We start from the raw sequence: 18856 nt of genomic DNA, 5'->3' as shown, positions 1-18856 counted from the left end.
TGTTCATGAGTACCGATAACCGTGCCGCCGTCATCGAAGATTTCCTCAAGAAAATCCGCATCATCAATCAGCGTGGCGTCGACCGTGCTGCATTGACGCAAATCGTCGCCTTGCTCGAAACCCTGGCCGAGCGTCGCGATCTGTTCAATTTCGACGCGTTCCCGGCGCCAGTGCCGGGGCAGGGCAGTACCGCGTTCCGCTACCGTCTCAACGACGATGGCGACACGCCGACGCTGTACCTCAACTCGCTGTTGCCCGGCAAAAGCACCATTGCTCACAACCACGAAACCTGGGCGATCATCAGCGCCGTCGAAGGCCAGGAAATCAACTACGTCTACGCCCGTGATGACGAGGGCCGCGAGCCTGGGTTCACTACCCTGCACCTGGAAAAAGAAGTGATCGTGCAGCCTGGCACGTCGATCTCGTTCCTCGGTGAAGACCTGCACGGCATCCGTGTCGAAGGCGAGCAGCCGACCCTGCATTTCCATCTTTATGGCTTGCCGCTGGAATCGCTCAATGGCCGTTATGGGGTCGAGGCCGACGGGCGCATTCTCAATTACAACGCCTCGCAGATGGCGCCGTCGATCAAGGCTTACACATGAATCGGACCGTAACCCCAGGGCAACTGCAGCAATGGCTGTTCGACGGGCAGGAAATTGCCCTGTTTGACGTGCGTGAGCATGGCCAATATGGCGAAGCCCATCTGTTTCACGGGGTGAACCTGCCCTACAGTCGCCTGGAGTTGGAGGTCCGACGCCTGGCGCCGAATCCACAGGTGCGGTTGGTGATTTATGACCAGAATGGTGGGGACGTCGCGGCCCTCGCCGCTCAGCGTCTGCAGGCGTTGGGGTATGGTCGCGTGCATATTCTCGACGGTGGTGCCGATGGCTGGCAGGCGGCCGGCCTGCAACTGTTTGCCGGCGTGCACGTGCCGTCCAAGGCCTTTGGCGAGTTGGTGGAAGAGGCCACTCATACGCCGCATATCACCGCCAAACAGCTGGCCGAATGGCAAGCCCGGGGCGAACCGCTGGTGGTGCTGGATGGTCGGCCGTTCGACGAATACCGCAAGATGACCATCCCCGGTTCCGTCTGTTGCCCGAATGGCGAACTGGGCTATCGCGTGCAGGATCTGGTGCCGGACGACAGCACGCCGATCGTGGTCAATTGCGCCGGTCGAACCCGCAGCATTATTGGCGCCCAGACCCTGATCAATCTGGGTTTGAAAAACCCGGTCTACGCCCTGGAAAACGGGACCCAGGGCTGGGATCTGGAAGATCTTCAGCTGGAGCATGGCAGCACCCGCCGCTATGCCGATGAGGTGTCATCGAAGACCTTGCCGCAACAGCGTCTTGCCGCGGCACAACTGGCCGAACGGGTCGGGGTGAAAACCGTTGCGACCGCGCAGGTTGAGCAGTGGGCCGGGGAGGCCGAACGCAGCCTGTTTCTGTGCGATGTGCGCACCGCCGAGGAGTTTGCCGCCGGCAGTTTGCCGGGCGCGCAACACACGCCGGGTGGCCAGCTGATTCAATCCACCGATCTGTACATCGGCGTGCGCCAGGCACGGCTGGTGCTGATCGACAGCGATGGCGTGCGGGCACCGATTATTGCCAGCTGGCTTCGGCAGTTGGGGCATGAGGCTTATGTTTTAGCGGACGGGGTGAATAGCGGTCTGGCGTTGCCGGCGGTGGAGGCCCCCGCACACGAAGCGTTGCCAGTGATCACGGCACAAGCCCTGAACGATGCGCTGAAGGATAACGCGGTGGCACTGATTGACCTGCGGCCGAGCATGACCTGGCGCAAAGGTCATATCGCCGGCTCGCGCTGGTCGATCCGCTCGTTGCTGGCGGCTGAGGTGATGGGAGAGCAACGGCCTCTGGTACTGCTGGCCGATGATCCGCTGCTGGCCGCTTTCGCCACGCTGGAGTTGCCCGATGCTCAGCGCGCACAAACCCGGTTGCTGGACGGCGGTGTCGAGGCCTGGCGTGCGGCGGGGTTTGCGCTGCAAGAGGATGCCAACACACCGCCCGATCACCAGTGCATCGATTTCCTGTTCTTTACCCACGATCGTCACTCCGGCAACAAGGACGCGGCGCGTCAGTATCTGGCCTGGGAAATCGGCTTGTTGGCGCAAATGAGCGCAGACGAAATCGCCAGCCTCAAACCGTTGCGCGCGCAGTCTCAAGCCACCCGTGATGCACGGGTTCGTACCCGTCTGGTGCATTCGGCGCGAACTGAAAAGGGCCGTGGTGGTCGGGCGGTCAACGTGCCGGTCACTCGTTTGAGCACGGTGCTGTTCGACAACCTGGCACAAATGCGCGACGCCCGTGCTCGTCGTGATAGCGAACGGGTTCTGAGCTATGGCGCCCGTGGCAATCCGACGGCGTTCGCCCTGGAAGATCTGGTGACGGAACTGGAGGGCGGTTATCGCTCGCGCTTGTTCGGCACCGGGCTGGCGGCAGTGGCGCAGACATTTCTGGCCTACTTGCGGCCCGGCGATCATGTGCTGATCACCGATGCGGTATATGCCCCCGTGCGGCGTCTGGCCCGGGAGCTGCTTGAGCCGTTCGGCATCCAGGTCAGCTACTTCGCGCCTGACGGCAACGGCCTGCAAGCGCAACTGCAAGCCAATACCAAAATGGTCTACACCGAGGTGCCCGGCTCGCTGTTGTATGAACTCTGCGACCTGCCGGCCATTGCCGCATTGTGCAAACCGCGCGGCATTCTGCTGGCCGTGGACAACACCTGGGGCTCGGGCTACCTGTACCGGTCACTGACCCTGGGCGCGGACATCTCGATCATGGCGTTGACCAAGTACCTGTGCGGTCACAGCGATGTGGTCATGGGCAGCGTCTGTACCCGGCAAGAGGTCTGGCAGCCACTGGCATCCATGAGCGACACCTTTGGCATCGCCGTCAGTCCCGACGATGCCTATCTGGTGCTGCGAGGTGCACGAACCCTGGCGCCGCGCCTCGACGTACACGAACGTCAGGCCCTGGAGATCGCTCAATGGCTACAGGCGCAACCGCAGGTGAAGCGGGTGTTCCATCCAGCGTTGCCCGATCATCCCCATCACGCACTGTGGCGGCGGGACTTCACTGGCAGCAACGGTTTGCTGTCCTTCGAACTGCGCGAGGCCGACGCCAGGTACGTCGAACGGTTTATCGATGCGCTGCAGGTGTTTGGTCTGGGCGCGTCCTGGGGCGGCTATGAAAGCCTGGTCACCGTCGCGGATACCAAGGATCGCAACAGTGCGGTAGATCGTGCATTGAACCCGGTGCTGCGGCTGCACATCGGCCTGGAAGATGTCGACGCGTTGATCGAGGATTTGCAACGTGGGTTCGCCGCCGTGAACCAGGGCTTGCGCGATCTGTAGCAGCTGCCGAGCCTGCGAGGCTGCGTTCGGCTGCGAAGCAGTCGTGAATCCGACTAACGCGGTCCGCCTGACGTACGGCAAGCTCTGGTTTGACGACTGCTTCGCAGCCGAACGCAGCCTCGCAAGCTCGACAGCTGCTACAGGCGAACGCAGCCTCGCAAGCTCGACAGCTGCTACAGGCGAACGCAGCCTTTGGCAACTGTTACTGGCATTAGGGTTTGCGCAGCACAAGCAACAACAACGCCGCAGCCGCCAGCACCGCTCCGACGATGAAAGTGCTGGCCGAGCCCGAGGTCTCCCACAACGCGCCGGCGAGCACACTGGCGATCAACAGGCACACGCCGCTGATCAAATTGAACAGGCCGAACGCCGTGCCCCTGAGGTGTTCGGGCGCGGTGTCGGCGATCAGCGTCGCGAGAATGCCCTGGCTGAAGCCCATGTGCAGGCCCCACAGGGCCACGCCCGCCAGCATGGTCATGATCGAGTCTGCATGCGCCAATAACAGGTCCGCCAGGATCAGCAGGACGATGCCGATGCATAGCACTTTGGTGCGGCTGATCCGGTCGGACAACCAGCCGGCGGGGTAGGCTGATACGGCATAAAGCAGCGACATGACCACCATCACCATCGGCACCCAGGTTGCTGTCAGGCCTGTTTGTTGCGCCTTCAAAACCAGAAAGGCTTCGCTGAAACGGGCCAGTGTGAAGAGCCCACCGACGATCACCACCCACCAATAATCGCGCGAAAAATCCCGCAGAACCTTCCAGTGGATAGGCGAGCGGAAGGCGCGTTCGCCAGCGACAGTGGTCGGCTCTTTGACCCCGCCGACAATCAGCGCCACCGATATCACCGCCGGGATCACCGCAAACCACAACACCAGATGGATCTGCCCGAGCCAGAGCATCAGCACGATGGCCAGAATCGGACCCAGAATGGCACCCACGGTGTCCATCGATTGGCGCAAGCCAAAGCAGGCGCCACGGATTTCTGCGGGGGCGATGTCGGCGACCAGCGCATCTCGCGGCGCGCCACGGATGCCTTTGCCGATGCGATCCAGAAAACGTGCGGTGAACACCACATCGACCGAGTGCGCGAGGGGAAAGAGCGGTTTCGACAAGGCGGCCAGACCGTAGCCCATCAACAGCAAGCCTTTGCGCCGGCCGATAAAGTCGCTGATGGCGCCGGAGAAGATCTTGGTCAGCATCGCGGTCGCCTCGGCGATGCCCTCGATCACCCCGACGGTCAACGCGCTCGCGCCCAAGGTCGTGACCAGAAATATCGGCAGCAGGCTGTGCACCAGCTCTGAAGACAGGTCCATGAACAGGCTGACAAAACCCAGGGCCCAGACCGTGGAGGGGATGCGCAGTGAAGCCGGTCTGGGTTTTGATAGGTTGTCCATGCTGGTTTCCGGGATTGAATGCTCACCGATTGTTTATGTCGCCAACCCCATCGATCAGGCCTTAAAGGTTCTGACTCAAAAAGAGCAAGGTATTGCCATGGGCCTCGACCGCCGCCCGTTGGTTATAACTGTCACGGTGTGAGCAGTTGAAGCCATGTTCGGCACCCGGATACACCTCGATATCGACGTCATCGTTGAACTCGAAACGCTCGGCGATTTGCTTCACGGCGTCGATGGGGATGTGGCTGTCCTGCTCGCCGAAGTGCATCAACACCGGCACCTTGATTTCATCGGCTCGATCCAGCTGGTTCTGAATGCCGCCGCCGTAGTAGGCGATCGCCACGTCGACGAAACCGTTGGCTGCGGTGTTGTATGACAGCATGCCGCCGAAGCAGAAACCGATAGAAGCAATTCTGCCGTCCAGCCCCGGCTGCGCTTTCAGGGCGTCAATGGCCAGTTTGATGTCGGCCTGCGCTTTTTGGGTGTCGGTGGCGTTCATCAGCTCGACGGCGCGTTTCCAGCCGGCTTCGTCGTAGCCCAGTTCGATACGGTGGCCGTTGCGCCAGAACAGATCCGGCGCGATGACCAGGTAGCCGTCGGCGGCGTATTGCTCGGCGACCGAGCGGATGTGCTCGTTGACGCCGAAGATTTCCTGAATCAGCACAATCCCCGGACCTTTAAGGGTGTGGGGGATGGCCAGGTAAGCGCCGAAGGTGCCCTCGGCGCTGGTGATCTCGATCCATTGGGTGGTCACGCTCATGATGGCTCCTTTACATAAGTTGGGTAGGTTATCGAGACACTGGCGTATCAGCGGTGACTGCGCCGCCAGAAGTATCGAGCCAGCAGCGCGTCGACGCTGAGCTTTCCGGCCCCCGAGAGCAGCAACGGCAGGAGGGCTGCGAGGTAGATCAGCGGCAGTTTGAAGTTGCCGTGGCCTTTATTGCTGATGGCATAACCCTGGGCAAGTTCACTCAATGTAGACCAATCGGCCGGCCAGTGAACGGCAGCGGTCGCGACGATCGTGACCACGGTCAGAATAATCGCCGAAACCCGCGTCCCCAGGCCCACCAGCAGGGCGAGGGCGCAGATCAATTCGGCCCACATCGCCAGTTCCCAGTTCAGCGTGGCCGGCACGTGGTTGAAGGGAAACGGGAAGCGGTGCTGGATGTCGGCGAACCAGTTCTGGCCGTTCCATTTTTCCAGGCCTGATTCGAAAAATTCCCAGGCTAGAAACAATCGCAAGGTCAGGGGGGCGATCCAGCTGCCGGTACGGTCGAGGTTCAGGTGCAGGCCTTTGAGGGTCGATGAGAGGGAGGTATTCATGGGCTTGAGCTCCAGGATTTGATCGACAGGTGCATTCATTGTGGGAGCGGGCTTGCTCGCGAAAGCGGTGTGTCAGGCGACATCAATGTTGACTGACACTCCCTCTTCGCGAGCAAGCCCGCTCCCACAGGGGAATGTTGGTGTTGATGAGGTTTCATTCGGTCAATAGCGTGTTTCTGGCCGACCGTTTGTACTTCAGCGCAATCTTGCCCAGCAGCCGAACGACGATTGCCGAAAACATCAAACCGAACGGCAATACGTACCAGGCGCTCAGGGGGATGCGTTTGAAGTTGGAATAGGTGAACACCGCCGCAATCACCCACATGCCGCTAACGTGCAGGGCTTTCCAGGCTTTGGGGCCGATCAGTCGCGCCGTGGGTTTGAATGAGGTCAGCGCCATCAGCACAATGAACAGGTAACCGACTGAGCCCGGGATGTTGCCGACCGTGGTGCGGCCGGGCCAGAACTCGGGGTTCAGTTGGCCATAGCTGTAGATCAGGAGGGCGTGCACCAGGTGGGAAAACGCGAAGGCCAGGCCGATGAAGCGTCGTTCACGCACCAGCGATCGAGTGAAAGGCGAGGGCACCAGCACGGCCAAAGCGGACGCAGTGAACGCGGCAATAAACAGTGCAAACGAAGTGCGTGCGGTGGCGCGAATGGCGCTGCGCGTGGCCTCCACCAGGTCCGGGTTCAGCAGCAGAATCAGGCTGGTCATCACCAGCACCAGCAAGGACAGCAGGCCAAACAGCGACCAGCCGTGGTAACGGGGAACTTGGGTCATCATGACGACACTCCTGAGCAAGAGCCGACCCGGTTTTGCGAGTGGTCGGCGGACGGCAAGAGTTTTTCAACCCGGTGTATGGTCGGTATGTCCGAAAGGTCTCCCGGCGCAAGTTCATGTATCCCGGGCCGCGACAGATACATTCCCATACAAAACTGTGATTCAGCCCCGACCAGTGGCGTCTAGCGAAAGTGTCCCCGCAATCCCATGGGGCGAGACTTCGGAACCCGGCATGCAAGCGCTGTTGAACGAGATCCTTGACGCAGTCCGACCGTTGATCGGTCAGGGCAAAGTGGCTGACTACATTCCCGCCCTCGGCACCGTGCCGGCCAATCAGTTGGGCATTGCCGTGTATGGCAATGACGGCGAGTTGTTTTGTGCCGGAGACGCCGACACGCCGTTCTCTGTGCAAAGTATTTCCAAGGTGTTCAGCCTGGTGCAGGCCATCGACCATTCCGGCGAAGCGATTTGGGAGCGCCTGGGCCATGAGCCGTCCGGACAGCCGTTCAACTCGCTGGTGCAGCTGGAGTTCGAGCGCGGGCGCCCGCGCAATCCCTTCATCAACGCCGGTGCGCTGGTGATCTGCGACATCAACCAGTCACGTTTTGCCGCGCCGGCGTTGTCGATGCGCGATTTTGTCCGGCGCTTGTCCGGCAACCCGAATGTCATGGTGGACGGCAAGGTCGCCGAGTCGGAATACCAGCACCGCGCGCGTAACGCAGCGATGGCTTATCTGATGCAATCGTTCGGCAACTTTCATAACGACGTCGAAGCCGTGCTGCGCAGCTACTTCAGCCATTGCGCACTGCGTATGAGTTGCGTGGATCTGGCCCGCACGTTCTGCTTTCTGGCCAACGATGGTTTCTGCAAACACAGCGGCGCCCAGATCCTCAGCGCCCGCCAGACCCAGCAAGTCAACTCGATCATGGCCACCAGCGGGCTGTACGACGAAGCGGGCAATTTTGCCTATCGCGTCGGTCTGCCGGGCAAGAGCGGCGTGGGCGGGGGCATTGTCGCGGTAGTGCCGGGGCAATTCACGGTGTGCGTCTGGTCCCCGGAATTGAACACTGCCGGAAACTCCCTCGCCGGCATGGCGGCGCTGGAGTTGTTGAGTCAGCGGATTGGCTGGTCGGTGTTCTGATGACCTGTCTTGACTAGCGCCCGATGACCGCTACCGTGAAGCAGGCATTCTTTGACTCAAGGGGCGGGTGACTTCATGGTGAATTTCGGTTCCGCGCTTCTAGTCTTCAATGACCCGGACACTCATTTGCGCAAAGGCTTGTCTGCCGTGGTCCAGATAGGCGACACCCTGTGGGTCGCCAATGATGAATCCTTGAGCCTGGAGCGCTTCACCTTGCGTGAGCGCGTCGGTGCGGGCGAGTTTCTGTTTGATCAGCACAAACAATTCCCGTTGGCGTCCCTGTTGACGCTGCCGGTCATCCCGACGATTGGCGAAGAATTCGTTGAGGCAGACCTGGAAGGCATGAGTTACGACCGCAACACGGGGTATCTCTGGATTGTGGGGTCTCACAGCCTGAAACGGAGAAAACCCGATAGCTCCAAGTCCCTGAAGAAAAACGCCGAGCGCCTGGCAACTGTCAGTCGCGATGGCAATCGTTTTCTCCTGGCCCGGATTCCGGTGGTCGAAGAAAACGGGACGTTCACTTTGGTAAAGAGCACTATCAACGATGCTCGAGTTGCCGCTCAATTGTCCGGCGATCAACTGGGTAACGAATTGCTCGATGAACTCAAGGATGACGAGCATGTAGGGGCATTTCTGCACATTCCCGGCAAGGACAACGGGTTCGATACCGAAGGCCTCGAGGTCAATGGCAAGCGGGTTTTTATCGGGTTGCGCGGGCCTGTGCTGCGGGGCTGGACCATTGTTCTGGAGGTCGAACCCGAAGACCATCCCAAGGCCGGCCACACGCTGACGCTGAAAAAAATCGGGCCTGGGGGGCGAAAATATCGAAAGCATTTTCTCCAGTTGGGCGGGCTCGGCGTCAGGGATTTGTGCATCGATGGTGATGACATGCTGATTCTGGCCGGGCCGACGATGAACCTCGACGGGCCTGTCAGCGTATTTCGCTGGCTCGACGGTGCCAGACCAACAGACGAAAGTTTTGTCTTCAGCGAACAATTGACGCCGGTCTTGGAGGTTCCTTACGGGCAAGGAGAGGATAAAGGCCGCGATCATGCCGAAGGACTGACCTTTATCAGCACCGCGGGCGTAGAAGAGCCCTTGCTGCTGGTGGTCTATGACGCGAACGCCGGATGGCGCAAACAGGGGAGCAATCGCCTGGAGCAAGATGTATTTCGCCTGGCAAAAAAGCCCCGGTGAATGACGCTTGATGGATTTTCCTATACATTTTCTGGCCGCTCTCCTGCATGGTGAAACCGTTTCATGTCTCTTGCGCTCGAACGTCTAGTCGCTGGCACGCCAATCCCTTTTGCCGGTAACCGTGTCACTGTCGTCAGCCCCGAACTGGCGGCGCGCTTTCAGCCCGGCGACCATCTGCTGGTGGAGCAGGTCAGCGGCGAATTGTTGTTGATCCCGGTGGCGGACCAGCAAGCGGCGGCTGTCGCCATCGAGCGCGCGGAATCGGCATTCGCTGCAATGTCCGGCGTCTCGGATCAAGCCATCAGCGAGTTCTTCGATCATTTTGCTCAACGCTTGGAAACCCCGGAATGCTGGGCCCTGATTGCAGCCGCCAACCTGGCCGACATCGAGCGAGCCAAGGCGCGCGGGCGTTCCACCACGCGGTTGCTGGCCGATGAACGCATGCGCGGCGACATGATCGCCGGCCTGCGGGCCTGGCGTGATGCACCGGCCACTCGCGGCAAGGTCGTGAGCTGCGTCGAGCACGACGGCTGGAAAGTCGAGCAAGTGGTCTCGCCGCTGGGCATCGTCGCGTTCGTGTTCGAAGGCCGACCGAATGTCTTTGCCGATGCCGCCGGTGTATTGCGCACGGGCAACACCGCGGTGCTGCGCATTGGCAGCGATGCGTTGGGCACTGCCCAGGCCATCGTCACCCACGCATTGAATCCGGCATTGGCCGACGCCGGGTTGCCGACCGGAGCAGTTTCGCTGGTGGAAAGCGTCAATCACGCCGCCGGTTGGGCGATGTTCGCCGATCGGCGCCTGTCATTGGCCGTGGCCCGTGGTTCGGGACGGGCGGTCAGCCAGTTGGGCAGCATCGCGCAACAGGCCGGCACCGCCGTCAGCTTGCACGGCACCGGTGGCGCCTGGCTGATCGCCGACAAGGATGCTGATGCCCAGCGCTTTGCCGCCGTGGTGCGCAACTCGCTGGACCGCAAAGTCTGCAACACCCTCAACGTTTGCTTGATCCACCGCGACCGCGCCGCCGAACTGGTGCCGCTGTTTCTCGATGCACTGCAACAGGCTGGCACCGCTCGGGACCAGGGCTGCAAGTTGCATATCGTCGAGGGGAGCGAACAGCATTTGCCAATTGATTGGCAAACCGCGAGCGTCGAGGTGTATCGCGCCGAAGGCTATCAGACCGAAGCGTTGGCCGAACCGCTGCCCGAGGATCAATTGGGCCGCGAGTGGGAGTGGGAAGAAACCCCGGAAGTCAGCCTGAAGATCGTCGACGACCTGGACCAGGCCATTGCCTTGTTCAATCGTTACAGCCCGCAATTCACCGTGTCGCTGATCAGTGAAGATGCCCCGTCACAGGAGCGTTTCTACAACGCGGTCAACGCGCCTTTTGTTGGCAACGGGATTACCCGCTGGGTTGACGGTCAGTACGCGCTGAACAAGCCGGAACTGGGGCTTTCGAACTGGGAAAGTGGCCGCCTGTTTGCGCGCAGTGCGATTCTCTCGGGGGATGGCGTATTTACCATCCGTAGCCGCATGACGCAGACGAGTCTGTCGGTCAAGCGCTGAGACGCCACTCCAACTCGGTAAGTTAAGCCGCGCAAACCTGTGGGAGCGGGCTTGCTCGCGAAAGCGGTGTGTCAGGCGACATCATTGTTGACTGTGCCGCCATCTTCGCGAGCAAGCCCGCTCCCACAGGATATTCGTCGCTCTTATATCTTACCGGCATCAGGGGCAGCCCCCCGATTGCAGGCAACGGCACGCACTATACTTAATGTGTGTCCGCGTCTGCGGTGGGGCGGGCGGCGCATCTGATTACGTGAGGGAGAGTTGCGCCATGAAACTTCATTCCTTTCAACATTACTCTCATGATCTGGAATCGGTCGTTCACGACGCGTGGATTACCACCAGAGTGAAGTCGGCCCTGGCATTGGCCGACTCATCCCTTGGCCTGCATGTCCATGTCAAAACACATGCGGGCAGGGTGGCATTGAGCGGCCGCGTCAACACTCATAGACAGTGTGAGCAGGCTGTTGCCCTGGCCCGTTCGGTTCCTGGAGTCGTCGACATCGATGCCAGCGAATTGCTCACTCATGTGTTCACGCCGGGCAGTTTTCCAGAAGCGCCCAATGCCGAAGAGACCACTGAACGTCGGTCACAATCGTCTACAAAAATCGACGATAAATGACTGCGGCGATCTTGTGAGTATCACAATCCCGGTCGGGAACCGAGGACGGGCGTAGTCGCGCGCGTACCCACTTTGTAACGCTGCGCCAAGCCTGGCGCAGCTCGGGTAGACGAACCCTTCAGGCGGCTTCGACCGCTTGACCATACACCGCACAGGTGTTCGGGTGCTCGGCCAGCGACACGAAGTTGCGCCGGCTGGCATCCAGCGCATCGACGGAGCCGGTCTCGATGTCATAAACCCAACCATGCAGATTCAGCAGGCCTTTTTCCTGGGCCAGGCGCACGCTCGGGTGAGTCTGGATATTCGCCAGTTGGGCGATGACATTTTCCCGGACCATCGAACTTACCTTGGCTGCGTCGCTGGCGTGAGGGCGGGAGTCATTGATTACCTTGGCCGACTCGGCGTGTTGCAACCAGCCGCTGACGGCGGGCAGGTGATCCATGCATGTGCACTGAGCGATGGCGGTCATGGCGCCGCAGTCCGAATGCCCGCAGATCACGATGTCCGTCACGCCCAATACCGCGACCGCATATTCGACCGTGGCCGACACGCCGCCGGGATGCGGACTGTACGAGGGCACGATGTTGCCGGCATTGCGCACCACGAACAGTTCGCCGGGCTCTTGCTGGGTCAGCAATTCCGGCACTACGCGGCTGTCGGAACAGGTGATGAACAATGTGCCGGGATGCTGGGTGGTGGCCAGGTGTTTGAACAGGTCGGTACGTTGTGGGAAGGCTTCGTTCTGGAACTTCAATAAACCTTCGATGAGCGCTTTCATGGCTGACTTCCTTGCATGAGTGAGGGGGGAAGACGCAGAACCTGTAGGAGCGAGGCTTGCCCGCGAAGAATGCACTGCGGTTTTTCAGGTATTACGCGTCATCGTTCTTCGCGGGCAAGCCTCGCTCCTACAGGCTGTCTTAGAACGGACGCAACGGCAGGAACTTGCCGTCCAGAGTAATCACTGCGCGGGAACCACCTTCCGGGTCTTCAACTTTCTTCATGTCCAGCTTGAAGTTGATCGCGCTGATGATGCCGTCGCCGAATTGCTCGTGAACCAGGGCTTTGAGCGTGGTGCCGTAGATCTGGATCATTTCGTAGAAACGGTAGATGGTCGGGTCGGTCGGGACACCCGAGAGGCTGCCGCGCAGCGGAATGATCTGCAGGCGGGCCACGGCGTCGGCGTCCAGTTCGAGTTTCTCGCCAATCACCCTGGCGGCGGCTTCCGGCAGCGGATGTTGGCCGAGCAGGGCGGCGGTGACATAGGCCAGGCCCAGGCCGGTGCCATCGGTCAAATCCTGCCAGGACAGACTCTTGCGCGCCTTGGCATCGAGGATCGAAGTGGTCAGGGCCAGACTCGGGTCTTGGTAAGCATGGGACTGTTGCATGGTGTGACTCCTATCGGTTGTCGCTGGAAAGTGCAGCCATCTTCGATCGATTTATCCATAGCGTCCAAGACCGATATACAATGCTTCGCATAAGTTCTGCCTATAGATGGTGTGCCCATGCTGCTCCGACATTTGCGCTATTTGCTGGCAGTCGCCGACCACGGCGGCTTCACCCGCGCCGCCGAGGCGCTGCATGTCTCCCAACCGACGCTGTCCCAGCAGATCCGGCAACTGGAGGAATCCCTCGGCGTCAACCTGTTCGACCGCACTTCGCGCACGGTCAAACCGACCGATGCGGGGCTGGCCTATATCGAAAGTGCTCGTCGGGTACTGGTGGAACTTGAAGCAGGGAAACGCGCGCTGCATGACGTGAAGGATTTGTCCCGCGGCAGTTTGCGACTGGCCATGACGCCAACGTTCATGGCATATCTGGTGGGGCCGTTGGTGCGCGACTACGTGGCGAATTTTCCGAACATCCATCTGCAGATTTTCGAGTTATCGATGGATGACATCGAGGCCGGGTTGCTCGATGACTCGCTGGACATTGCCATTGCCTTTACCCCGGTGAGAAGCCCCGACATCGAGTGCGTGCCGGCGTTTGTCGAGACGTTGGGCTTGATGGTCGGGCGCAGTCATCCGTTGTACGAGCGCCAGAACCCGCTATCGCCGAAGGAGGTGGCGCAATTGGAGTTCGCGTTGCTGACGCCGGGCTTCATCACCCGATCTTCCATCGACGGGTATTTTCGGCAACAGAACATTACGCCCAAGGTGGCGATCGAGGTGAACTCGGTGAGTACGCTGTTGGAGGTCATTCGTCACGCGCCGATGGCCACCATCCTGCCGGAACCCATCGCCACCGCGGAACGGGCATTGCGCAAAATTCCACTGCAGGGGGCGGCGCCCAACCGAGGGGCCGCGCTGCTTCGGCGCAAAAACAACTATCACAGTGCGGCGTCGGTGGCCTTCATGGATCTGGTATTGGGCGCGGCTGCGGTCGAGTCGGCGAAGTCAGTCATCCACTGATTGGCACAGCCCATTGGGAGCCTTGCCGGTGGAGGACACGGTCACCGAATCATCATCGGCGAGGATGATCGAGATCGTGATGCCCGAACCCCTGGCTTCGAAGTGGCGATCGTTGATGGCTTTGGTTACCGCCTCTTTGCTGTTGATCAATACCGGACCGTCCTGATCCGCATGGACGACGACTTTACCGGGGCAGTCCACATCGAATGAGGGAATGCCAGGGAGGGTGTTCGCATGGACAGCATTCGCCATCGCGAACACTATGAATATCAGGATTTTGTTCATCGCAAGCCTCCAGAGATCCAGCAGGGCATACGGTTAACCATAGCTTTGTTTGGTGCGCACGAGACAAACGAAAAGGCCCCGCTCGATACTCCGAGCGGGGCCTTCTTTCTTTACTGAGGGGATATCAATACAAGCGATCAATCACCCGAACTTCGTTCTGGTTCTGCATCGATGCCCACGCCTGTTTCAGCGTTTGCAGCACATTACCGATGAAGTCTTTGTCGGCCGCGGCTTTCTTGCCGACATAACCCTGGCCGCGACGGTACATCTTCAGTCGGGCGAGCAGGTTCTGGTTGTTCCGGTCGAACTCTTCTTCGTGGGCATGGGGCGACAGGCAGTCGATATGGACCTGGCCCGATTTGCTGATCCACAGAATATGGCTGTCCTGGCTGTCTTTTTGCGCAGCGAACAAGCGAGCCAGTTCATCGATAGTAGGTTGATTGTTCAGATTCATTGTAAGCCCCTTGACCATTTGGTGATCTTTCAAAGTTGATTCGCTAATACAAGTAGCCCATCGGTTAGTTGATCCCTGGCACCGAAACCAGGACGTCAGCGGTCGGCCGTCAATACGACGGGGTCTTGCGTCTGTTGCATGTAGTCGTGTTGAATAACTGCTACGCAATAGCGTCACAACGAAGAGAAGCAGCGAAAACCTGGAGGCCACTGCCGACATTTTCAGGGTCGGCCACAAGCTTCATGAGGATTGATCGCCAGCGCTTCTCGTCCTTTGTACTGGACGTTCAGGCCAGGTCAGCTTCTTCAATCTGCCTTGTGGGCAGCGTGTATCCGGGAAAAACAGCTCGGCGGTCAGACGAGCTTGCTCAAACGTGTTGCCTGTACTCCCGATCGGGGAGATGTCTGCATCATGCAAGGGAAAATCGGAGGCGTCAACGGTTTTGTAGTGATTATTTTTGTTCACTACATATTGTCGGACAAAGTGGTTTTGGAATTAGAAAGTCGGCGTGGCTAGCACCAGCAGAGCTTTTGCGGTGCTGGAATCGTCAAGATCGCAGCCTTCCGTAGGAGCGAGGCTTGCCCGCGAAGAACGATGACGCGGTCCAGCAGTTTGTCCGTGTGATGGCCTTCGCGGGCAAGCCTCGCTCCTACGGGGCCGGGGTAGGAGCTGCCGAAGGCTGCGATCTTTTAAAGCGGTAAACGGTGCAGGGGTAGCCGTCCACTGCCAGTTGATGCACGGTGAATGCTGAGCCGGTGAGATCGGGTATCACCTTGGTCCAGAACCGACGCGCAGGCTGGTTGGCATCGATGTGGAAAATCTGCCATTGACCGGGGAATCGGTTCAAGAGGGCAGAGACGACAAACTTCGCGACGCCTTGGCCGCGAAAGCGTCGGCTGACAAAAAAGTAGCCGATGTTGTGCTCCGCACCGACGATATGGGTTTCGTTATCCACGGTCACGAAGCCGGCAAGCTCGCCGTCAACCTTGATCAGAAACGGCCTGGTTGCCGGGTTTCGCCAGTAGTCCTGTTTGGGCTGGATGTTGAAGAAGCCATGTTCACCGAGTTTCAGCGGCAACCATTCGCTGAAGTCATACACGTAGAACTGCATCAGGTTCTCGATGGTTTCCAGTTCGTCGCGCTGAGCGGCGTGCAGTTCTATTGAGGGCTGGCTTCTGACTGTCGTCATGGTTGTACCTCTCAGAAAGCAGGGCTGTTGCCCGATGCGCCGCAGTACCTGTAGGAGCGAGGCTTGCCCGCGAAAAACGATAACGCGTAATACCTGAAAAACCGCGGTGAGTTCTTCGCGGGCAAGCCACGCTCCTACAGGTTTCGATTCGTTGCAAGTGCTCTCAAGTCTTGCTTGCCGGTTTCGCTGCGCGTTTGGTGCCGGTCGAGGGCTTGCGTTTGGCCGGTTTGCGTTTGTTTTTCCACGGTGTGGCGCCACGCCCGGCCGGGCTTGCCGGTCCGCTGATGGTCAGGTTCAGGCCGGCGCAACGGGCCACCTGCTTGCTCATCCACGCCGCCTGTTTGGTGACGAATTCTTCCAGGCTCATTTCGCCGCTCTGCACCATGTCCAGGGCCTGCTCCCAGATCGCCGTGGTGCCGGGATCGGCAATCGCACGCGGCACGGCATCGATCAGGCTGAACGCTGCCGGTGTCGCGGCCAGGGCCTTGCCGTTCTTGATCAGGTAGCCGCGGTCCAGCAGGCCCTGGATGATCGAGGCGCGTGTGGCTTCGGTGCCGATGCCGGTGGTGTCCTTCAGCTTTTGCTTGAGCAGTGGATCCTCCACCAGTTTGGCGACGTTCTTCATCGCCTTGATCAGATCGCCTTCGGTGAATGGCTTGGGCGGTTGGGTCCAGAGGTCCTTGAGCTTCACATCCGCCACTGCACAGTCACGCCCTTCGGCCAGTGCCGGCAGTGTTTGTGGTGCCGGTGCTTCGCGGCCCTTGGCGGGTGCAAGGGCCTCGGGCAGGGCGCGTTTCCAGCCGGGCTCGACAATCTGCTTGCCCACCGCGCGCAAGGCTTCACCGGCGCAATCGAAGTCGGCCTGGGTCCGGTCGTATTCATGGTTGGGCAGGAACTGTGCCAGGTAACGTGCACGAATCAGGGTGTAGACCGCCCGTTGTTTGCCTGCCAGTCGCTCGAGATTTTTCGCCGCTGCAGTGGGAATGATGCCGTGGTGAGCGCTGACCTTGGCATCGTTCCAGGCCCGTGAGCGACGCTGGGGTTCCAGATAATCGTGCAAGGCATTCAGGGCCGGATCGGCCTGCCTCAGCGCGGCCAGGATAGCCGGTGCTTCGCTGTGCTGACTCAGCGGCAGGTAGCCGCAGTCGCTGCGCGGGTAGGTAATGACTTTGTGGGTTTCGTACAGCGCCTGGGCGATATCGAGTGTTTCCTGGGCGCCGAGCCCGAGTTTCTTCGAGCAGACTTCCTGCAACGTGCCCAGGTCGAACGGCAAAGGCGCGACTTCGCGCATGCGTTCGGTGCGCAGTTTGATCACCCGAGCGCTTGCTGCGTTGCCCATTGCGTAGGCTGCCTGTTGCGCCAAGGCCTGATTCAGGCAGCGATCCTGATCATCGCAAGCGTCGGAGGCCGCGCGCCATTGGGCGGTGAACGCGGTGCCGTCGTGCAGCAGTTGCACATCGATCGCCCAATAAGCGACCGGGACGAAATCGGCAATGCTGCGATCGCGATCCACCACCAGGCGCAAGGTCGGCGTCTGCACCCGACCGACCGGCAACACACCCTGATAGCCGGACTGACGCCCCAGCAGGGTGAACAGCCGACTCATGTTCATCCCGATCAGCCAGTCGGCCCGGGAACGCCCCAATGCCGAATGATAAAGGCTGAACGTCTCGGCCCCTGGCTTGAGCGCCGCCAGTGCCTTGCGGATCGAAGCATCGTCCAGCGCCGACAGCCACAATCGCCGGATCGGCCCGCGATAACGGCAATGTTCCACCAGCTCCCGGGCGATCATCTCGCCCTCACGGTCGGCGTCGGTGGCAATCACCAGTTCACTGGCCTCGCCGAGCAAGCGTTTGACCGCCTTGTACTGGCTGGCCGTGCGCGGTTTGACGGTCATCTTCCATTTTTCGGGAATGATCGGCAGATCCGCCAGCACCCAACGCTTGTAACGTGCGTCATAGGCATCCGGCGGTGCGGTTTCCAGCAGATGGCCGATGCACCAGGTCACCGTGACGCCCGTTCCCAGCCAGCAGCCGTCGCCCCGGCGCTTGGCGCCGAGCACGGCCGCGATGTCTTTGGCCTGGGAGGGTTTTTCACAGAGGTACAGCTGCATAACCACCATCATCAATCAGTGTTCGAGAGGTGCACAGAATGGCGGCTGATGAGCGATGGAGCAATCTTTATCTGTATGGATGTACAGCTTTAGCTGTTGCGGTTGATGACAGCGGTCAATCCACCACAAATAACCTGGCGCCAATGGCGGTGGATGAACGATGCGCTTCGGCATTGTCCGCCACCTGATAGCTCATACCCGGCGTGAGGACGAAGACTCGACCGTCCTCCAGTTCGGTGTGCAGTTCTCCCTCCAGGCAAAACAGCACATGCCCCTTTGAGCACCAGTGATCGGCCAGATACCCCGGCGTGTATTCGACGATGCGCACTCGAATCGCGCCGAACTGCCGGGTGCGCCACAGGGCGCTGCCAGTCTCGCCCCGGTGTTCAGTGGGTTCGATTTGCGACCAGTCGGTGGTGCCGAAGGGGATGTTGGCAATGTCCATGCTGCTCTCCTGGCGGGGCATGCTGTTTTGGGGACCTCACTGTAGCCCAAGCATGCTCCGTTCGGCTGTGAAGCAGTGGCGATACCGAAACATGAGGTATACCTGTCGGAGCGCGGATTACAGCGCAGCAGCGACAGAGGACCCTTTATGAAAGCCCCCGGACCCGGTAATCCCATCGCCATCAGCCCACAACCCGGCTGCGTGGTGGTGAAGTTCCATGGCATTCAAGTGGCGTCATCCACTCGGGCGCTGGTCATGCATGAGGCCAATTATCCTCCGGTGTACTACATCCCGCGGGAGGACATTGCCGAACAATATTTCGCCCGCACCGACCACACCAGCTATTGCCCGTACAAGGGCGATGCCAGCTATTTCAGCCTGCAAATCCCCGGGCATGAAGGGGCCAATGCGGTATGGAGTTATGAGCATCCGAAGGTGTCGGTTGCGCAGATTGGCGGGTATGTGGCGTTTTATCCTGAAGAGGTCACTTTTGAGGTGCTTGATACCTGAGGCGTAGGGACTTGTTGCCTGAACGCAATCCATGTGGGAGCGGGCTTGCT

At 60.0% G+C, this 18856-nt stretch carries 19 protein-coding genes; 8 read left to right on the top strand and 11 right to left on the bottom strand.

Annotation, left to right across the window (positions count from 1 at the left end; genetic code table 11):
* Positions 1-5: 5 nt before the first annotated feature.
* Both KW837_RS13850 and metC read left to right on the top strand, forming a co-directional pair.
* On the top strand, positions 6-602 hold the full coding sequence (locus KW837_RS13850) for a cysteine dioxygenase (RefSeq protein ID WP_218396486.1): 597 nt from the start codon (positions 6-8) through the stop codon (positions 600-602).
* Positions 599-3373 (top strand): cystathionine beta-lyase, encoded by a 2775-nt coding sequence (metC, locus tag KW837_RS13845; RefSeq protein WP_218396484.1) that lies wholly within the window; start codon positions 599-601, stop codon positions 3371-3373. Before KW837_RS13850 ends, metC begins: the two co-directional genes overlap by 4 nt.
* A gap of 211 nt (positions 3374-3584) precedes the next feature.
* Here metC and KW837_RS13840 read toward each other — a convergent pair whose 3' ends face one another.
* The 4 genes from KW837_RS13840 to KW837_RS13825 all read right to left on the bottom strand — a co-directional run bounded on the left by KW837_RS13840 (position 3585) and on the right by KW837_RS13825 (position 6879).
* Entirely contained in the window at positions 3585-4772 is a 1188-nt protein-coding gene (locus KW837_RS13840; protein WP_218396482.1) for an MFS transporter, read from the bottom strand.
* 61 nt (positions 4773-4833) lie between these two features.
* Complete coding sequence (locus tag KW837_RS13835; protein ID WP_218396480.1) at positions 4834-5532, bottom strand: dienelactone hydrolase family protein; 699 nt, start codon at positions 5530-5532, stop codon at positions 4834-4836.
* 47 nt (positions 5533-5579) lie between these two features.
* Positions 5580-6095, bottom strand: coding sequence for a DoxX family protein (locus KW837_RS13830; protein ID WP_218396478.1), 516 nt, complete (start codon positions 6093-6095; stop codon positions 5580-5582).
* A 154-nt stretch (positions 6096-6249) separates the two neighbouring features.
* Positions 6250-6879 carry a ferric reductase-like transmembrane domain-containing protein gene (locus KW837_RS13825; RefSeq protein ID WP_218396476.1) on the bottom strand — a complete coding sequence of 210 codons (630 nt, stop codon included), beginning with the start codon at positions 6877-6879 and terminating at the stop codon, positions 6250-6252.
* Positions 6880-7108: 229 nt separating this feature from the next.
* Between KW837_RS13825 and glsB the strand changes: the two genes are divergently transcribed.
* The 4 genes from glsB to KW837_RS13805 all read left to right on the top strand — a co-directional run bounded on the left by glsB (position 7109) and on the right by KW837_RS13805 (position 11402).
* Positions 7109-8017, top strand: coding sequence for a glutaminase B (gene glsB / locus KW837_RS13820; RefSeq protein WP_218396474.1), 909 nt, complete (start codon positions 7109-7111; stop codon positions 8015-8017).
* Positions 8018-8092: 75 nt separating this feature from the next.
* Positions 8093-9217 (top strand): DUF3616 domain-containing protein, encoded by a 1125-nt coding sequence (locus KW837_RS13815; RefSeq protein ID WP_218396472.1) that lies wholly within the window; start codon positions 8093-8095, stop codon positions 9215-9217.
* A gap of 63 nt (positions 9218-9280) precedes the next feature.
* Positions 9281-10783, top strand: a complete 1503-nt coding sequence (locus KW837_RS13810; RefSeq protein ID WP_218396470.1) for an aldehyde dehydrogenase family protein — start codon at positions 9281-9283, stop codon at positions 10781-10783.
* Positions 10784-11051: 268 nt separating this feature from the next.
* Entirely contained in the window at positions 11052-11402 is a 351-nt protein-coding gene (locus KW837_RS13805) for a BON domain-containing protein (RefSeq protein ID WP_123495315.1), read from the top strand.
* Between the two features lie 118 nt (positions 11403-11520).
* Here the strand turns inward: KW837_RS13805 and KW837_RS13800 are convergent, their stop codons facing one another.
* Positions 11521-12180, bottom strand: a complete 660-nt coding sequence (locus KW837_RS13800) for a carbonic anhydrase (RefSeq protein ID WP_218396468.1) — start codon at positions 12178-12180, stop codon at positions 11521-11523.
* Between the two features lie 139 nt (positions 12181-12319).
* Positions 12320-12787 carry a cyanase gene (cynS, locus tag KW837_RS13795; protein ID WP_218396466.1) on the bottom strand — a complete coding sequence of 156 codons (468 nt, stop codon included), beginning with the start codon at positions 12785-12787 and terminating at the stop codon, positions 12320-12322.
* A 117-nt stretch (positions 12788-12904) separates the two neighbouring features.
* Here cynS and cynR point away from each other — a divergent pair, with 117 nt between their 5' ends.
* Positions 12905-13810, top strand: coding sequence for a transcriptional regulator CynR (gene cynR, locus KW837_RS13790; RefSeq protein WP_192343580.1), 906 nt, complete (start codon positions 12905-12907; stop codon positions 13808-13810).
* Here the strand turns inward: cynR and KW837_RS13785 are convergent.
* From KW837_RS13785 to KW837_RS13765, 5 genes are all read right to left on the bottom strand, one after another.
* Positions 13796-14095, bottom strand: a complete 300-nt coding sequence (locus KW837_RS13785) for a hypothetical protein (RefSeq protein ID WP_123495307.1) — start codon at positions 14093-14095, stop codon at positions 13796-13798. The two genes, cynR and KW837_RS13785, sit on opposite strands and share 15 nt — an antisense overlap.
* Positions 14096-14219: 124 nt before the next feature.
* Positions 14220-14549 (bottom strand): hypothetical protein, encoded by a 330-nt coding sequence (locus KW837_RS13780; protein ID WP_008072022.1) that lies wholly within the window; start codon positions 14547-14549, stop codon positions 14220-14222.
* 649 nt (positions 14550-15198) lie between these two features.
* On the bottom strand, positions 15199-15738 hold the full coding sequence (locus tag KW837_RS13775) for a GNAT family N-acetyltransferase (protein ID WP_218396464.1): 540 nt from the start codon (positions 15736-15738) through the stop codon (positions 15199-15201).
* 163 nt (positions 15739-15901) lie between these two features.
* Positions 15902-17851 carry a DNA topoisomerase III gene (locus KW837_RS13770; RefSeq protein ID WP_218396462.1) on the bottom strand — a complete coding sequence of 650 codons (1950 nt, stop codon included), beginning with the start codon at positions 17849-17851 and terminating at the stop codon, positions 15902-15904.
* A gap of 115 nt (positions 17852-17966) precedes the next feature.
* Positions 17967-18296: a DHCW motif cupin fold protein gene (locus KW837_RS13765; protein WP_218396460.1), complete on the bottom strand. Its 330-nt coding sequence runs from the start codon at positions 18294-18296 to the stop codon at positions 17967-17969.
* A 147-nt stretch (positions 18297-18443) separates the two neighbouring features.
* Here KW837_RS13765 and KW837_RS13760 point away from each other — a divergent pair, with 147 nt between their 5' ends.
* Entirely contained in the window at positions 18444-18806 is a 363-nt protein-coding gene (locus tag KW837_RS13760; RefSeq protein WP_007907061.1) for a DUF427 domain-containing protein, read from the top strand.
* The last annotated feature ends 50 nt before the right edge of the window (positions 18807-18856 follow it).

The sequence above is a fragment of the Pseudomonas sp. PDM24 genome (assembly GCF_019218905.1).
In the GTDB taxonomy this organism is placed as follows: domain Bacteria; phylum Pseudomonadota; class Gammaproteobacteria; order Pseudomonadales; family Pseudomonadaceae; genus Aquipseudomonas.
This window is presented reverse-complemented; position numbering and strand designations above follow the sequence as displayed.

Coding starts and splice junctions, on each gene's coding strand:
- KW837_RS13850 (WP_218396486.1), top strand. CDS start 6: ATGAGTACCGATAACCGTGCCGCCGTCATCGAAGATTTCCTCAAGAAA.
- metC (WP_218396484.1), top strand. CDS start 599: ATGAATCGGACCGTAACCCCAGGGCAACTGCAGCAATGGCTGTTCGAC.
- KW837_RS13840 (WP_218396482.1), bottom strand. CDS start 4,772: ATGGACAACCTATCAAAACCCAGACCGGCTTCACTGCGCATCCCCTCC.
- KW837_RS13835 (WP_218396480.1), bottom strand. CDS start 5,532: ATGAGCGTGACCACCCAATGGATCGAGATCACCAGCGCCGAGGGCACC.
- KW837_RS13830 (WP_218396478.1), bottom strand. CDS start 6,095: ATGAATACCTCCCTCTCATCGACCCTCAAAGGCCTGCACCTGAACCTC.
- KW837_RS13825 (WP_218396476.1), bottom strand. CDS start 6,879: ATGATGACCCAAGTTCCCCGTTACCACGGCTGGTCGCTGTTTGGCCTG.
- glsB (WP_218396474.1), top strand. CDS start 7,109: ATGCAAGCGCTGTTGAACGAGATCCTTGACGCAGTCCGACCGTTGATC.
- KW837_RS13815 (WP_218396472.1), top strand. CDS start 8,093: ATGGTGAATTTCGGTTCCGCGCTTCTAGTCTTCAATGACCCGGACACT.
- KW837_RS13810 (WP_218396470.1), top strand. CDS start 9,281: ATGTCTCTTGCGCTCGAACGTCTAGTCGCTGGCACGCCAATCCCTTTT.
- KW837_RS13805 (WP_123495315.1), top strand. CDS start 11,052: ATGAAACTTCATTCCTTTCAACATTACTCTCATGATCTGGAATCGGTC.
- KW837_RS13800 (WP_218396468.1), bottom strand. CDS start 12,180: ATGAAAGCGCTCATCGAAGGTTTATTGAAGTTCCAGAACGAAGCCTTC.
- cynS (WP_218396466.1), bottom strand. CDS start 12,787: ATGCAACAGTCCCATGCTTACCAAGACCCGAGTCTGGCCCTGACCACT.
- cynR (WP_192343580.1), top strand. CDS start 12,905: ATGCTGCTCCGACATTTGCGCTATTTGCTGGCAGTCGCCGACCACGGC.
- KW837_RS13785 (WP_123495307.1), bottom strand. CDS start 14,095: ATGAACAAAATCCTGATATTCATAGTGTTCGCGATGGCGAATGCTGTC.
- KW837_RS13780 (WP_008072022.1), bottom strand. CDS start 14,549: ATGAATCTGAACAATCAACCTACTATCGATGAACTGGCTCGCTTGTTC.
- KW837_RS13775 (WP_218396464.1), bottom strand. CDS start 15,738: ATGACGACAGTCAGAAGCCAGCCCTCAATAGAACTGCACGCCGCTCAG.
- KW837_RS13770 (WP_218396462.1), bottom strand. CDS start 17,851: ATGCAGCTGTACCTCTGTGAAAAACCCTCCCAGGCCAAAGACATCGCG.
- KW837_RS13765 (WP_218396460.1), bottom strand. CDS start 18,296: ATGGACATTGCCAACATCCCCTTCGGCACCACCGACTGGTCGCAAATC.
- KW837_RS13760 (WP_007907061.1), top strand. CDS start 18,444: ATGAAAGCCCCCGGACCCGGTAATCCCATCGCCATCAGCCCACAACCC.